This window comes from Anseongella ginsenosidimutans (assembly GCF_008033235.1).
Taxonomy (GTDB): Bacteria; Bacteroidota; Bacteroidia; order Sphingobacteriales; family Sphingobacteriaceae; genus Anseongella; species Anseongella ginsenosidimutans.
Genome location: NZ_CP042432.1, coordinates 3,196,028 through 3,211,022, shown reverse-complemented (window position 1 = coordinate 3,211,022; position 14,995 = coordinate 3,196,028). Strand labels below are relative to the sequence as shown.

The window sequence follows — 14,995 nt, the reverse complement described above, 5'->3', positions numbered from 1 at the left end:
CTAAACATACAATATATTTGGCAAATGAGCTGGCAAAGTTTCCGTAACGGATTTAAAATGTACCTGCGGCTGGAGCGATCGCTTTCGGGCAATTCGGTGGAGGCTTACCTGCGCGATATCGACAAGCTGGCACAGTTCCTGGAATTTAACCAGCTGCCCCCGGATCCCGGCCAGGTAAACCTGCAGCAATTAAAAGACTTTGTGGCCTGGATCAATGAACTGGGAATGACGGCAGCTTCCCAGGCCCGTATCATTTCCGGTATCAGGGCTTTTTACCGGTATCTTTTACAGGAAAACCTGGTAAAGCAGGATCCTTCCGAATTGCTGGAAGCTCCGGTGCGGTGGCGGAAACTTCCCGATACCTTAAACCTGGAAGAGATCGAGCGCCTGATCGGGGCCATTGACCTTTCGGCCCCGGAGGGTAACCGCAACAGGGCGATGCTGGAGACCCTTTACGGGAGCGGCTTAAGGGTGTCGGAGCTGATCCATTTAAAGATCAGCGAGATCTACCGTGATATTGAATTCATTAAAGTGACCGGAAAAGGTAATAAGGAACGGCTGGTGCCGCTTAGCGGGGAGTCCCTGAAATATATACGTTTTTACGTGGAGGCCACACGGAGCCAGCTGAAAATCAAGCCGGGCAATGAGGATTTTCTTTTCCTGAGCAGGCGGGGAAGCAAATTGTCCAGGGTGATGGTATTTATGATCATCCGGGATCTTGCGGCAAAGGCCGGGATTCAAAAAAAGGTCAGTCCGCATACCTTCCGGCATTCTTTTGCCTCGCATATGGTGGAGGGCGGTGCGGATCTGCGGGCCGTTCAGGAAATGCTTGGGCATGAATCCATTACTACTACTGAGATCTATACCCATCTTGACAGCGATTATCTCCGGCAAATCATTGTCGAATACCATCCTAGAAGTTAGAAAAAATTTTAATAGCTTTAGTCCTTCACTAACTATTTAAATTTATGAAGAAATATCTAGCAGAATTAATCGGGACTTTTTCCCTGGTATTGTTTGGCTGCGGTGCGGCCGTTGTGTCCGGTATCAGTACCACGGGGCCTGCGGGGGCCGGGCTTCTGGGGATCTCCCTGGCCTTTGGTCTGGCGGTGGTTGTCATGGCCTATGCCATCGGGCCGATATCGGGATGTCACATCAACCCCGCCATTACCGTCTCCATGCTGGTAGCGGGTAAGTTGAAAGGCGGAGACGCCCTGGGATATATCCTTGCCCAGTTTGCCGGCGCCATCATTGCATCCGGCGTCCTGTACCTTATTCAACAGGGCCAGCCGGGCTTTACCATGGGCGAATGGGCCCTGGGCGCTAATGGCTGGGGAGAAGGATATCTGGCCGGCTACAGTACCGCGTCGGCTTTTATTGCTGAAACCGTGCTGACCTTCCTGTTCCTGTTCGTGATCTTCGCTACTACGTCAAAGTGGGGCAACGGAACCATGGCAGGACTGGCGATCGGCCTGACGCTGGTACTCATACACCTGGTTGCGATTCCCATTACCGGTACTTCCGTCAACCCGGCGCGCAGCCTGGGCCCCGCCGTATTTGCCGGCGGTCAGGCGCTTGCCCAGCTGTGGTTATTTTTCGTGGCCCCGCTGCTAGGCGGTATTCTTGCCGCGCTGGTGTGGAAAGGCTTTGAAAAGGAATAAGAAATTCTGTATAAGAAAAAGCCGTACGGAATCCGCCGGATCCTTCGTACGGCTTTTCTTTTCTATTAAGAATTATTCTGAATAATTTTTCTTAGGTAAGGCTTGGACGGCCCTGTTAAAAATTTACTAACTTGCCTAATGTAATTAAACCTACATCAAATGGATCGCAGAGAAGCATTAAAGCAGACAGCATTTCTACTGGGCGGTGCGATTACTGCCTCTACCTGGGCGGCGGTGGTGACAGGCTGCCAGCGTCCGGGCAATATCACGTCTTTTACAGAAGAAGGTACCTTGAACCTCCTTTCGGAAGTGGCGGAAACGATTCTTCCCGAAACCGATACACCGGGAGCAAAAGAAGCGGGTGTGGGGCCGTTCATTGCCATGATGCTGCAGGATTGTTATGAAGAGGAAGACCAGAAACTTGTACTGGACGGACTCACCGAATTAAACAAGCGCAGCAAGGAAGAATTCGGGGACGTCTTTACGGAAACATCTGCCGAAAACAGGACCACGCTGCTGACCATCATCGACAAGGAACGGATCGCCTATAACAAGGATAAAAAAGGCGAAGATCCGCCTCATTATTTTACCCTGATAAAGGAGCTGACCATTACCGGCTATTTTACTTCGGAACCAGGGGCTACGCAGGCGCTTCGCTACGTGCCGGTTCCGGGAAGGTACGATGGCTGTATCCCCTATAATGAGGGCGACAAGATCTGGGCGACCTAGAACTGCCTCTCCGGAGCTGGCAAGCCAGTTTCTCACTTTACAAACCTTGAACGAAATCAAACAGATTGTAAGATGAATCTTAACCTGCAAGCTAAAAATCAGAATACATTCGATGCGATTGTCATTGGATCCGGCGCAAGTGGCGGCTGGGCTGCGATGGAATTATGTGAAAAAGGATTAAAGACCCTCGTGCTGGAGCGCGGACACCAGCTGAAACATATTGAAGGCTATAAAACAGCCACCATGGCCCCCTGGGAGTTCAAACACCGGGGAAGGCTTACTGTAGAGCAGCGCGAATCGCATCCTTTTCTCAGCCGAGATTATCCTTACAGCGAGCATAATGAAGACTATTGGTTTGACGACATGAAATCTCCTTACCAGGAAGAACAGCGTTTCGACTGGTACCGGCCGGATATCGTAGGCGGAAAGTCCATTATGTGGGGACGGCAAAGTTATCGCTGGAGCGACCTGGACTTCGAAGCGAATGCAAAAGAAGGCATTGCCATCGACTGGCCCATTCGTTACAAGGACATTGCGCCCTGGTATGATTATGTCGAAAAATTCGTAGGCATCAGCGGTCAGAAAGAGGGCCTGCATCAGCTTCCTGACGGGCAGTTCCTCCCCGCGATGGAAATGAATTGTGTAGAAAAAAAGGTGAAGGAGGGAATAGAATCCAACTTCAAGGGGAGGGTAATGACCATGGGGCGCGTGGCCAACCTTACCCAGCGTGTGGGCAACCGCGGGCCTTGCCAGTACAGGAACCTCTGCAGCAGGGGATGCCCCTACAGCGGGTACTTTGCTTCCCAGGCAGCCACCCTTCCGGCCGCGGAAGCCACCGGCAATATGACGCTTCGTACGGACTCCATTGTAAACGCTATTATTTACGACGAACAGCAGGGAAAAGCAACGGGCGTTCGCGTGATCGATGCCAATACCAACGAAACCACCGAGTATCACGCAAAAATCATTTTTGTGAACGGATCGGCCATCTGGAGTACTTGGCTGCTGATGAATTCTACCTCCGATCGTTTCCCTGACGGCCTTGGAAATGACAGCGGCGTACTGGGTCAGTACCTGATGGACCATCATTTCCGTACCGGCGCGTATGGAATGATGGAAGGATTTGAAGATAAATACTTTTACGGAAGGCGTCCCAACGGCATTTATGTGCCCCGTTACCGGAACGTGAACGGTGACAAGCGCGATTACCTGCGCGGGTTCGGGTACCAGGGAGGGGCTGGCCGTGGCAGCTGGAACAGGGCCGCCGAAGAAGGAATCGGCGCTTCCTATAAAGAAAGCCTTACGTTTCCCGGCAGATGGAGCATGGGGTTGGGAGGCTTCGGTGAATGCCTGCCTGATAAGGCGAATAAAATGACCCTGAACAGGGAAAAGCTGGACAAATGGGGTCAGCCTACCGTTACTTTCGACTGCGGTTTCAAGGAGAACGAAGAAAAAATGCGGAAGGACATGGCAAACGATGCTGCGGAAATGCTGGAAGCTGCCGGCTGCAAGAACGTAGGAACTTATGACAATGGCTCCTTTCCGGGAATGGCCATTCACGAAATGGGTACAGCGCGTATGGGCAAGAACCCCAAAGAGTCGGTATTAAACGAATGGAACCAGGTTCACGCCTGTAAGAATGTTTTCGTGACCGACGGAGCTTGTATGACGTCCGCCTCATGCGTGAACCCTACCCTCACCTATATGGCGCTTACTGCCCGGGCAGCCGATTATGCGGTAAAGGAATTGAAACGGATGAATCTTTAATGCTTTTTTTAGTCTGGTCTATAGTCTATAGTTTATAGTTCGTAGTCTATAGTTTATAGTTCGTAGTTTATAGTTTATAGTTCGTAGTTTATAGTTCGTTGCGCGCCTGGTGTGCGCAGTCTTTGTCAGCCCTGGGATTTACAAACCAAATAAATTGAAAACTATAAGCTAAAAATGAAACTAAAAACTGGAAGCTAAAAACTAAGAACTAAGAACTGGAAACTTTAAACTATAAACTACTTAAAACCCCGTACCATCCGGTCTTTACCATTGAGGTCTTTTTGCAAACTAATGTGCTGAAAACTGGTTTCCCGGAGTAATTCAAGTGTCTGCGGACCGAAGGCTTCGTTGATCTCAAAATACAGCGAGCCCCCGGGACGAAGTTTCTGTAGAGCGAAGTTTGCAATAGCCCGGTAAAAGCGTAAGGGATCGTCATTCCCGACAAATAAGGCCAAATGAGGTTCGTGGTCCAGCACGTTTACCGCCATCGCTGTTTTTTCTGATTCGGTCACGTAGGGCGGATTGCTGACAATGATATCGAAAGAAGGAAAACGTCCCCATGTTTGTTCGTCAAGAATATCTGCATGCTCAAACCTTATTTCCGCCTCGTTCAGGCTGGCGTTTTCGGAGGCAAGTTTCAGGGCTTTATCCGATATATCACAGGCCCATGCTTCCGCGCCGGAAAGGTTTTTTTTCAAGGCAATAGCAATGCAGCCGCTTCCGGTACCTACATCGAGGAGGCTTAGCGGAAGTTTACCGGCCGCCTCGCCAGCCATCCGGGTCGTCCCTCCCATTGTCGTAACCGCGGTTGCCGCACTAGTTTTTCCGGCTGTCAGCGGAGAGCCGGAAGCAGCTTCTGTTTGGAGGATCCATTGAACCAGTTCTTCGGTTTCCTGCCTGGGGATCAGCACAGAAGGAGTTACTTTGAATTTCAGCCCGTAAAATTCCGTTTCACCCAGTACGTATTGCAGCGGTTTTCCCTTCATGAGTTCCTGCAGGATCTGGCTGATCGCATTCAGCTGTCCGGCGTCCGGCGGCTCATCCCCGCGGATCATTATCTGCTCCCGCCTGCTTCCGGTAATATTTTCCAGGATGATCCAGGCCAGGCCCGCCGCTTCGCGTTCCTCGTAAAGCGTCTGTAAAGAGGCCCGTATTTCCCGGGCAAGCGCTCTGATTGCCTTCCCCTGTAAGCTGTTTTCCTTCATAATCTTTGTGCAAAAATAACTATTTTGGCAAGGTGGAAGAAGACCTGATGTACATGAACCGCTGCCTGCAACTGGCGGCAAACGGCCTGGGACAGGTAAGCCCTAACCCAATCGTAGGCGCCCTGATCCTTCATAATAACCAGATCATTGGTGAAGGCTGGCACCGGAAATACGGTGAAGCGCATGCCGAGGTGAACGCCATTGGCCAGGTGCTGGAGAAGTACCCGGATGCGGAAAAAATATTAAAAGAGGCGGTCATGTATGTAAACCTGGAACCCTGTGCCCACCAGGGAAAAACACCTCCCTGTGCGGACCTGATTATCCGGCACGGCATTCCGGAAGTAGTAATCGGCTGCCCTGACCCTCATGAAAAGGTAGCGGGAAAAGGAATTGAAAAATTGCTCGCCGCTGGTGTCAGGGTAAGAACAGGTATTCTAGAGGCCGCCTGCCTTGAGCTGAACAGGCGATTTGTCACTTTTCAAACGGAAAGAAGGCCTTATGTCATTCTCAAGTGGGCTCAAACGCGAAACGGCTATTTTGCACCTCTTGACGGGGCTCGCTACTGGATCACCTCTCCCTTTTCCCGCCAGCTGGTACATCGCTGGCGCAGCGAAGAGGACGCGGTAATGGTAGGTTACCGGACAGCCCTGGCAGACGACCCCCAATTGACGGTAAGGGAATGGAGCGGAAGGAACCCTCTCCGGATCGCCATTGACCGGGATCTGTCGCTCCCTTCTTCCCTGAAACTCTTTGACCAGACGGAAAAAACCCTTGTTTTTAACGCGGTGAAAACAGATGCAGTGGGCGCGGTGCATTACCTGGAAGTTGAAAATTTCAATTTTTATTTCCCCCAGTTTTCGCTGTACCAGCTATACCTGATGGATGTGCAGTCACTTATAATCGAAGGGGGCGCGAAGACGCTGGATGCTTTTATTAAAAGCAACCTATGGGACGAAGCCAGGATATTCACCGGCGCAGCAGACCTTCCCGAAGGAATTCCGGCGCCGCATATTTATGGAAGCCTGGTGGAAGAGAAACAAGTGGGCCCTGACAAGCTGGTGATTTACCGGAATAAGCGGAAGCGGCCGGACGCCGGATGATCTTGTTTGTAGGCAACGAAATCAGCCAGGGCCGTACTGCAACAATGATCATTGATTTCTTGATCAGTAAAGGAAACCTGAAGCACGAGCGGTAGTGCTGCAACAATAGTCATTGAGATTTCGCCGCTTAAGGAACGGGGTTTCCCGGGCAATGGAATTATCGAACCAAACGGATAAAAAATGAAAATAAAAATTACCCCACTTCTGCCCTTGCTTCTCCTGGGCAGTTTATTTTTAACGCCTCTCAAAAATACTGCCCAGCAGCTCAGGGTAAGTGAAAACGAGCGTTTTCTTGAGTACGATAACGGAAAGCCCTTTTTCTGGCTGGGTGATACGGCCTGGGAACTATTCCACCGGCTTAACCGGCAGGAAGCTGCCTATTACCTCGAAAACCGGGCGGAAAAAGGGTTCACTGTAATACAAGCTGTCGTTCTGGCAGAATTTGACGGCCTTCACGCACCCAATCCTTATGGCGAGATACCGCTGATAGAAGATGATCCTGCACGGCCCAATGAAGCTTATTTTAAGCATGTTGATTTTATCGTAAACAAAGCCGCGAAACTTGGTCTCTTTATAGGAATGTTGCCTACATGGGGTGATAAAGTGGTAAAACGCTGGGGCATGGGGCCGGAGGTCTTCACTCCGGAGAACGCATATATATACGGGAAATTCCTGGGTGAAAGATATAAGAACGATCCCATCATCTGGATACTCGGAGGAGATCGGAATCCCGATAATGAAACACATATCGCCATCTGGGATGCCATGGCGAAAGGGATCCGGGAAGGAACCGGGGACAGGCAATTACTGACTTATCATCCCCAGGGGGGCTCAGGATCATCCAAGTGGTTTCATAAAAAGGACTGGCTGGCCTTCAATACTTTCCAATCCGGTCACGGAGCAAGGGATATACAAAATTATAAGACCCTGATCCACAACTATAATTTATCGCCAACTAAACCGGTACTTGATTCTGAGCCGAATTATGAAGACCATCCCGTGGGCTGGAAACCAGAGGAACTAGGCTGGTTTGATTCTTTTGATTCCAGGAGATCAGGCTATTGGAGCATGCTTTCAGGGGCTTGCGGGCATACGTACGGGAATCATAATATCTGGCAAATGCTGGATTCCCACAGGGAGCCTGTGTCATTCGCACGCACCAGCTGGCGCTTTGCGCTGGACCACCCGGGAGCGTTCCAGGCAGGATTTATGCGTCGATTGTTTGAAACCTTTCCCTGGCAGAACCTGGTGCCCGACCAGTCAGCGATAAAGGGTGAGAACCCGGACGGGCCTGCCCACCAGGTGGCCGCTGTTTCTTCGGAAGGAGATGTGTTGCTGGCATATACACCTTACGGAAAGGCCTTGAATATTGATCTTTCCAGGCTAAAGGCTCCGGATATAGAGGCCCGGTGGTATAACCCCCGAGACGGGCGGTACTGGCCGGTCAATTCCTTTACTAATGACGGGAAAACGAAGGAGTTCAAACCTCATTCGGCAGGCAGGGGAAGTGACTGGGTGCTGGTACTGGCGGCCGGGCATTATTTCCCCGGGCAATGATCACCGGCAAATGAACGCCCGAATAGGAAAAATTTGATAATAGCCGCAATAATCTTACTTTTGAAGCGCTCGCGCCGGGTACGGCAGCACAGCGGACAGATGTAAATTTTTAAACTCTCCATTTTATAATGAACATACACGAATACCAGGGTAAAGAAATTCTCAAAAGCTTCGGAGTACGCGTCCAGGAAGGCATCGTAGCGGAAACTCCGGAACAAGCAGTTGAAGCGGCAAGCACCTTAAAAGAACAGACCGGCACCGGCTGGTGGGTAGTGAAGGCGCAAATCCATGCCGGAGGAAGAGGAAAAGGAGGTGGAGTGAAGCTTGCCAAGTCCCTGGAAGAAGTGCAGGAAAAGGCTGCAAAGATCATTGGCATGCAGTTGGTAACTCCCCAGACCGGCCCCGAAGGCAAGAAAGTAAATAAGGTACTGATCGCCCAGGATGTGTATTACCCGGGAGCCAGTGAACATAAGGAGTTTTACATGAGCGTGCTGCTGGACCGCGCTACCGGCCGCAATATTATCATGTATTCGCCCGAAGGCGGAATGGACATTGAAGAAGTGGCCGCCAAAACACCCGATAAGATATTTAAAGAAGAAGTGGATCCCAAAGTAGGACTGCAGGCTTTTCAGGCCCGCAAGGTTGCCTTTAATTTCGGGTTGGAAGGCGCTGCCTTTAAAGAAATGGTAAAATTTGTAAGCGCCCTGTACAAGGCTTATGAAGGAACCGACTCTTCCCTTTTCGAGATAAACCCGGTACTGAAAACCTCCGATGATAAAATAATGGCGGTGGACGCCAAGGTCAACCTGGATGATAATGCATTGTATCGTCATCCTGACTATGCGGCCATGCGTGACCTGGCGGAAGAGGACCCCACAGAAGTGGAAGCGGGAAAATCCAACCTTAATTACGTGAAGCTGGACGGTAACGTGGGATGTATGGTAAACGGTGCAGGCCTTGCCATGGCAACCATGGATATCATCAAGCTTGCCGGTGGTGAACCTGCTAACTTCCTGGACGTAGGAGGAACGGCCAGCGCGAAAACGGTGGAAGCTGCTTTTCATATTATCCTGCAGGATCCTAACGTAAAGGCGATCCTGATCAATATTTTCGGAGGGATAGTTCGCTGTGACCGGGTCGCCCAGGGCGTAATTGACGCTTACCAGAACATTGGCGATATTAAAGTACCTATTATTGTCCGTTTACAGGGAACTAACGCCGAAGAAGCAAAGAAACTGATTGACGAGTCCGGCCTCCAGGTTTACTCGGCCATTGCGCTCCAGGAAGCCGCTGACCTTGTTACGGAAGTTTTAAAAAATTAGTGGATCGCAACACTAGTGCTTCTGCAGGCGTTTAAACGCGCAGAACAATGCTTATAAAGATCCATCCGGAGAACCCGCCCGAGCGGCATATTGACACCGTTGTTGAATGCCTGAAAAAGGGCGGGGTGATCATTTATCCTACCGATACCGTCTATGGCCTGGGTTGCGATATCACCAACCAGAAGGCCATTGAACGGGTATGCCGCATTAAAGGCGTCCGGCCGGAAAAGGCACAGCTCTCTTTTATCTGCCAGGACCTGCGTCACCTGGCAGATTATTGTAAACCCATAGACAACAGCACTTTCAGGATACTGAAAAAAGTGCTGCCGGGCCCCTTTACATTTATTTTGAATGCCAATAACCAGGTGCCCAAACTGTTAAACAATAAAAAGAAGACGGTCGGTATCCGCGTTCCGGATAATAAGATTGCCCGCTGCATTGTGGAAGGGTTGGGAAACCCGGTCATTTCCACATCCATTCGCGACGACGATGAAATAATCGAGTATTCCACCGATCCTGAACTTATCTACGAAAAGTATGCATCGCTGGTGGATATGGTTATTGACGGCGGCTACGGCGGAAATGAAGCTTCTACGGTGATCGACTTCACTTCCGGGGAAGTAGAAGTGCTGCGGCGTGGAAAAGGAGATCCTTCCGTCTTCCTTTAGTCTATTCCGTCTTTTACATGCGGAATTATTCTTCTGACCCGGCGCTCGCATTTTTTAGTATGAAAAAGCCGAGGAGGCCGGAGATGAGGGAGGCTGCCAGTATGGATACTTTTGCTTCCGTTTGAAATTCAGGTTCCGTAAACGCAAGGACGGAAATAAATATGGACATAGTAAAACCTATTCCACCCAGGAAACCAAGCCCGGCCATTTTTCCAAAGGTGGCTTTTGAAGGTAACACCGCGATGCCGGTCTTTGCCGCCAGGTAAGTAAAACCAACAATGCCAATCACTTTCCCGAAAACGAGCCCGGCCATGATGCCATGATTCAAATCGCTTCCGAAAATTTCACCGAGATCCCCGCTGATCACAATGGCAGTATTGGCAAGCGCAAACAAAGGCATAATAAAAAAGGAAGAAAAACTATGCAGGTTGCCTTCCAGCTCTACCAGGGGAGAATAGCCCGGATCGGCTGATTTCATGGGAATGGTAAAGGCCAGCAGAACGCCGGCAATAGTGGCATGAATACCGGAAGAATGCATAAAATACCACATGACAATTCCTCCCAGCAAATATGGAATCCGGCTGGTGACTTTCAGCCGGTTAAGGATCAGTAAGAGGACGAATATGCCCAGGGCAATGATAAGATTAGGCAGGACGACTCCCTGGTTGTAGAATATGGCAATTACCAGGATGGCGCCCAGGTCATCAATTACCGCAAGCGCCATTAAAAAAACTTTCAGGCTCATGGGGGCCCTTCCGCCGAGAAGCGATAAAACACCCAGGGCAAAGGCGATATCGGTAGCCATCGGAATTCCCCAGCCGTGCTGGTACGCGCCCCCGCTGTTGAACAGTACATACAGCAATGCCGGCACAAGCATCCCTCCCAGCGCTGCTATTACCGGCAATAACGCTTTTTTAAAGGAGGAAAGTTCCCCCTGGGCAACCTCCCGTTTTATCTCCATTCCAACAACCAGGAAAAAGATAGCCATAAGGCCGTCGTTGATCCAGTGCAGGATGGAATGGTCCAGGCTGAAAGCGCCCGCGTAAATTCCGATATGCGTTTCCCAGAATTCCAGGTAGCCTTCACCCGCTCCGCTATTGGCCATGATAATCGAAAACACCGTGCAGCAGATCAGGATCACGCCGGAAGCCTGCTCCGTGCGAAGGAATTTGAGAAAGGGTTTTAAAATAACGGATTTAGGGGTTGTTGTCGCCATTTAGTATAATTTTGCCTTGAAGTGGGAGCGGAAATCAGCGGCCAAGCACGGACCTGACAAAGCCGTGAATGGCCTCAGCGCCAGCTCCTTCTTTCTCGAGCAGGCGGATAAATGCACTGCCAATAATCGCTCCCCGGGCGTAAGATACTACTTTTTGAAAACTTTCCCGGTCGCTTACCCCAAAACCTATCATCAACGGATTCCGCAGTTCAAGGGAACGCAGCTTCTCAAAATAAGCTTCGGTGCGGTCCGAAGATGCCATATTTTTTCCCGTAGTTGAAGAGGAGGACAAGGCGTAAACAAAACCTTCGCTAAGGCCATCAATTTTCCGGATACGCTCCTCGCTGCTTTCAGGGGTCACCAGGAAAATATTGCTGAGGTGATGGCTCCGGAACAATTCCTGGTAGGTTTCTTCGTATTCGGCCATTGGCAGATCGGGAAGTATCAGTCCGTCAATACCGCATTCCTCACAGGAAGCGCAAAACTTTTCCATCCCGTATTGAATCACCGGGTTCAGGTAACCCATCAGCAGCACCGGTATATTCACTTCTTCCCGCAAGGCCTTCAGCTGGCCGAAAAGCGCCCGGAGGCTCATGCCATTCTTTAAAGCCACTTCACTACTATGCTGTATTACGGGACCGTCCGCGAGAGGATCTGAAAAAGGGAAACCAATTTCCAGCATATCAGCGCCGGCTTCTTCCAGGCTTTTGGCGATCAGCAGCGTATCGTTGAGACCGGGATACCCGGCCGTGTAGTAGATGGAGAGGACCGGTCCGGATTTTTTCTTGAAAAGTTCAGTGATGCGGTTCATAATTTAAAATAGTCAATATAGGTTTGAAGGTCTTTATCTCCCCTGCCCGACAGTGAGATCACAATGGATTCGCTGTCCCTGAATTCCATTTTTTCGAGCCATGCAAGGGCATGCGATGATTCTATCGCCGGAATAATTCCTTCCAGTTTGCAAAGCAGCAAACCTGCCTCCATCGCTTCCCTGTCGGTGATGTTCACGAACTTAACCCGGCCGGTATCGTGCAGGTGGGCGTGCTGGGGCCCGATGCCGGGATAATCCAGCCCGGCGGAAACGGAATGGGGCTCTACGATCTGGCCGTCCTCTGTTTGCATCAGCAGGGAGCGGCTCCCGTGAATGATCCCGTCCTTTCCCAGCACCGTAGTGGCCGCCGATTTTCCGGAATTGACGCCTTCGCCGCCTGCTTCCACGCCGGTCAGTTTTACCTGCTCCTCATCCAGGAAGTGATAGAAAGCGCCCATAGCGTTGCTTCCCCCACCTACGCAGGCAATGATATGGTCAGGTAGTTCACTTCCGGTCTTATCAAGCAGTTGCTGCCTGATTTCCCGGCTGATCACCGATTGGAAACGGGCCACCATATCGGGATAAGGATGCGGCCCCACAACCGAGCCTATAATGTAGTGCGTATCCACCGGATTATTTATCCAGTCCCGAAGCGCCTCGTTTGTGGCGTCTTTCAGGGTCTTGCTTCCGCAGGTGGCGGGAACCACTTCTGCCCCAAGCATTTTCATCCTGGCGACATTGGGAGCCTGCCGCTGCATATCGATTTCTCCCATATATACTACGCATTCCAGGCCGCGCAGCGCGCAAACCGTAGCAGTGGCCACCCCGTGCTGGCCGGCCCCGGTTTCGGCGATGATCCGCTTCTTTCCGAGTTTTTCCGCAAGCAGTATCTGCCCGATGGTATTATTGATCTTATGGGCGCCGGTATGATTCAGGTCTTCCCGTTTCAGGTAAATGCTGGTCCCGTAATGTTCGCTCAGGCGCTGTGCCAGGTAAAGCGGTGTCGGGCGCCCTACATAGTCGGACAAAAGGTTTTCAAATTCTTTCCGAAACCCCGTTTCATTAATGATCTGCAGGTAATTTTCCCGGAGTTCCCGGATATTTGGATAAAGCATTTCGGGAATATAAGCTCCGCCGAACCGCCCGTAATACCCTCGCTCATCCACTCCGTATTTATTTTCTAGCTTCATTTTTTAAGGTTGTTTTATCAATCTGATCGCTTCCGTTAATTTTTGAATATTCTTTACTCCCGGCGCCGATTCAAACCGGCTGTTCAGGTCCAGTGCATATAAGGGCAGCTCGGCGGCCGCGTCCACCGCTAGCTTCACGTTATCCGTATCGAGCCCTCCGCTTAAAAAGAAAGGTTTGGAACCAGTGTATTCCATGAGTTGCTCCCAGGCAAAGCTTTTTCCGCTTCCGCCGTAGGCGCTGGTCTTTGCATCAAATAAAAAAAAATCCGCAACCTGTTCATAGGCTTCCAGCTGCCGGAAATCAAAGCCCGGAGCTATACCAAAGGCTTTTAGTACTTCCATGCCTGCCTGCTTTAACTCCCCGCAGTAAGCCGGCGATTCTTCGCCATGTAATTGCACGGCTTCAAATTGCAGGCAGTTAACGATTTCCTGAACCGATTCAAGCGGTTCATTAACAAAGACGGCCGTCTTCCGGACCCCTTCCATTTCCGGGCCCCATACCGGCTTGAAATTATCGCCCACGTAACGCGGGGATTTCCGGTAATAAATAAAACCCATATAGTCCGGACGGAGAATAGCCGCTTCGCGGATGTTTTCCGCTCCCCGCATGCCGCATATTTTAATTTTCAAAGGCATCTCAGGAAACTAATTTTTTAAGAACTTCACGCGCTTTCCCGGAGCGCAGGCTTTCGGCTGCCGCTGCCACGCAATCAGCAATGCTTTTTTCTTTTTCAATTAAACGGATGGCCATGGCCGCGTTGGCGATGACCACATTTTCCTGTTCTTCCGTCCCTTCTCCTTCAAGGATCCGGCGGAACATGGCCGCGGCCGCATCAATGGAATCCCCCCCGTAAATGGCTGATGCCTTTACGGCGCTCAATCCCAGGTCGGACGGTTGATAAACCGCTTCACCGGAATTGGAGTACATTTTAAAAGGGCCAGTCAGCGATATTTCATCATACCCGTCCAGGGCATGAATAATGGCGTAGTTTATATCGTGATGCTGATTAATGTAGTTGTACAGGCGTGCCAGTTCCAGGTTCAGCACTCCAAGGAATTGGTGTTTTGGAAAGGAAGGATTGGCCAGGGGGCCCAGCATATTGAAAAATGTCTTTATTCCCAGTTCCTTCCTGATGGGGCCTACATTCTTCATAGAAGGATGAAAAAGGGGCGCGTGCAGGAAGCAAATCCCTGATTTGTCCAGGTCGCTCCTTAACCGGTCAATATCATTGGAAAAAGTATAGCCTAGTTTTTCCAGTACATTGGATGAGCCGGAAACAGAGCTGACTCCATAATTTCCATGCTTGGTCACGTGGTAGCCGGCGCCAGCCACAACAAATGAAGTCAGCGTAGAAATATTAAAGGTGTTTTTACCGTCGCCTCCGGTCCCTACAATATCAATCCCTTCGTACTCACTCAGGTCGGCCCGAAGGCACAGCTCCAGCATGGCATCCCTGAAACCTCCGAGTTCCTCTACCGTAATGCTGCGCATACAGTATACGGTCATAAATGCGGCGATCTGGGAATGATTATGCTTTCCGCTCGAAATCTCCACCAGTACCCGCCTGGCTTCCTCTCTGTTCAGGTTACGATGTTCAAATAAATGGCGCAGAATTTCTTTCATATCTTAAAATGAAAACTCCCCTCCGGAGCATACCAATAAAAAAAGGGCTGCTGAATGGGCAACCCTCTTGAATTTCTTTCAGATAGTAATCGAAGTTATTCACCCTTCATACCGGCGCCCGCGTAAAAAAAAAACGCCGCCACCA

14 protein-coding genes are annotated in these 14,995 nt (G+C 50.5%); 8 read left to right on the top strand and 6 right to left on the bottom strand.

Going from position 1 to position 14,995, the window contains the following annotated elements:
* Positions 1-24: 24 nt before the first annotated feature.
* The 4 genes from xerD (at position 25) to FRZ59_RS13325 (ending at position 4,157) form a co-directional block, all read left to right on the top strand.
* A complete protein-coding gene (gene xerD / locus FRZ59_RS13340; RefSeq protein ID WP_132128937.1) occupies positions 25-924 on the top strand; it encodes a site-specific tyrosine recombinase XerD in 900 nt (299 codons plus the stop codon).
* Positions 925-968: 44 nt separating this feature from the next.
* Complete coding sequence (gene aqpZ, locus FRZ59_RS13335) at positions 969-1,661, top strand: aquaporin Z (protein ID WP_132128936.1); 693 nt, start codon at positions 969-971, stop codon at positions 1,659-1,661.
* Positions 1,662-1,820: 159 nt separating this feature from the next.
* A complete protein-coding gene (locus FRZ59_RS13330; RefSeq protein WP_132128935.1) occupies positions 1,821-2,390 on the top strand; it encodes a gluconate 2-dehydrogenase subunit 3 family protein in 570 nt (189 codons plus the stop codon).
* 72 nt (positions 2,391-2,462) lie between these two features.
* Positions 2,463-4,157: a GMC oxidoreductase gene (locus FRZ59_RS13325; RefSeq protein ID WP_132128934.1), complete on the top strand. Its 1,695-nt coding sequence runs from the start codon at positions 2,463-2,465 to the stop codon at positions 4,155-4,157.
* A gap of 236 nt (positions 4,158-4,393) precedes the next feature.
* Here the strand turns inward: FRZ59_RS13325 and prmC are convergent, their stop codons facing one another.
* Positions 4,394-5,362: a peptide chain release factor N(5)-glutamine methyltransferase gene (prmC, locus tag FRZ59_RS13320; protein ID WP_132128933.1), complete on the bottom strand. Its 969-nt coding sequence runs from the start codon at positions 5,360-5,362 to the stop codon at positions 4,394-4,396.
* A 32-nt stretch (positions 5,363-5,394) separates the two neighbouring features.
* Here prmC and ribD point away from each other — a divergent pair, with 32 nt between their 5' ends.
* From ribD to FRZ59_RS13300, 4 genes are all read left to right on the top strand, one after another.
* On the top strand, positions 5,395-6,462 hold the full coding sequence (ribD, locus tag FRZ59_RS13315; RefSeq protein ID WP_225975063.1) for a bifunctional diaminohydroxyphosphoribosylaminopyrimidine deaminase/5-amino-6-(5-phosphoribosylamino)uracil reductase RibD: 1,068 nt from the start codon (positions 5,395-5,397) through the stop codon (positions 6,460-6,462).
* Positions 6,463-6,642: 180 nt separating this feature from the next.
* Positions 6,643-8,019: a glycoside hydrolase family 140 protein gene (locus tag FRZ59_RS13310; RefSeq protein ID WP_132128932.1), complete on the top strand. Its 1,377-nt coding sequence runs from the start codon at positions 6,643-6,645 to the stop codon at positions 8,017-8,019.
* A 128-nt stretch (positions 8,020-8,147) separates the two neighbouring features.
* Complete coding sequence (gene sucC / locus FRZ59_RS13305; protein ID WP_132128931.1) at positions 8,148-9,341, top strand: ADP-forming succinate--CoA ligase subunit beta; 1,194 nt, start codon at positions 8,148-8,150, stop codon at positions 9,339-9,341.
* A gap of 47 nt (positions 9,342-9,388) precedes the next feature.
* Entirely contained in the window at positions 9,389-10,009 is a 621-nt protein-coding gene (locus FRZ59_RS13300) for an L-threonylcarbamoyladenylate synthase (RefSeq protein WP_132128930.1), read from the top strand.
* A 25-nt stretch (positions 10,010-10,034) separates the two neighbouring features.
* Here FRZ59_RS13300 and nhaA read toward each other — a convergent pair whose 3' ends face one another.
* Genes nhaA through trpD form a run of 5 tightly spaced genes read right to left on the bottom strand, consistent with a single transcriptional unit; the run spans position 10,035 to position 14,850 of the window.
* Positions 10,035-11,225: a Na+/H+ antiporter NhaA gene (gene nhaA, locus FRZ59_RS13295; RefSeq protein WP_132128929.1), complete on the bottom strand. Its 1,191-nt coding sequence runs from the start codon at positions 11,223-11,225 to the stop codon at positions 10,035-10,037.
* 34 nt (positions 11,226-11,259) lie between these two features.
* On the bottom strand, positions 11,260-12,036 hold the full coding sequence (trpA, locus tag FRZ59_RS13290; RefSeq protein WP_132128928.1) for a tryptophan synthase subunit alpha: 777 nt from the start codon (positions 12,034-12,036) through the stop codon (positions 11,260-11,262).
* Positions 12,033-13,226, bottom strand: a complete 1,194-nt coding sequence (gene trpB / locus FRZ59_RS13285; RefSeq protein ID WP_132128927.1) for a tryptophan synthase subunit beta — start codon at positions 13,224-13,226, stop codon at positions 12,033-12,035. The genes trpA and trpB overlap by 4 nt, the downstream gene beginning before the upstream one ends.
* Before the next feature lie 3 nt (positions 13,227-13,229).
* Positions 13,230-13,862, bottom strand: coding sequence for a phosphoribosylanthranilate isomerase (locus FRZ59_RS13280; RefSeq protein WP_132128926.1), 633 nt, complete (start codon positions 13,860-13,862; stop codon positions 13,230-13,232).
* Between the two features lies 1 nt (position 13,863).
* The gene (trpD, locus tag FRZ59_RS13275) at positions 13,864-14,850 is read right to left on the bottom strand and encodes an anthranilate phosphoribosyltransferase (protein WP_132128925.1); all 987 of its coding nucleotides are present in this window, start codon (positions 14,848-14,850) and stop codon (positions 13,864-13,866) included.
* Between the last annotated feature and the right edge of the window lie 145 nt (positions 14,851-14,995).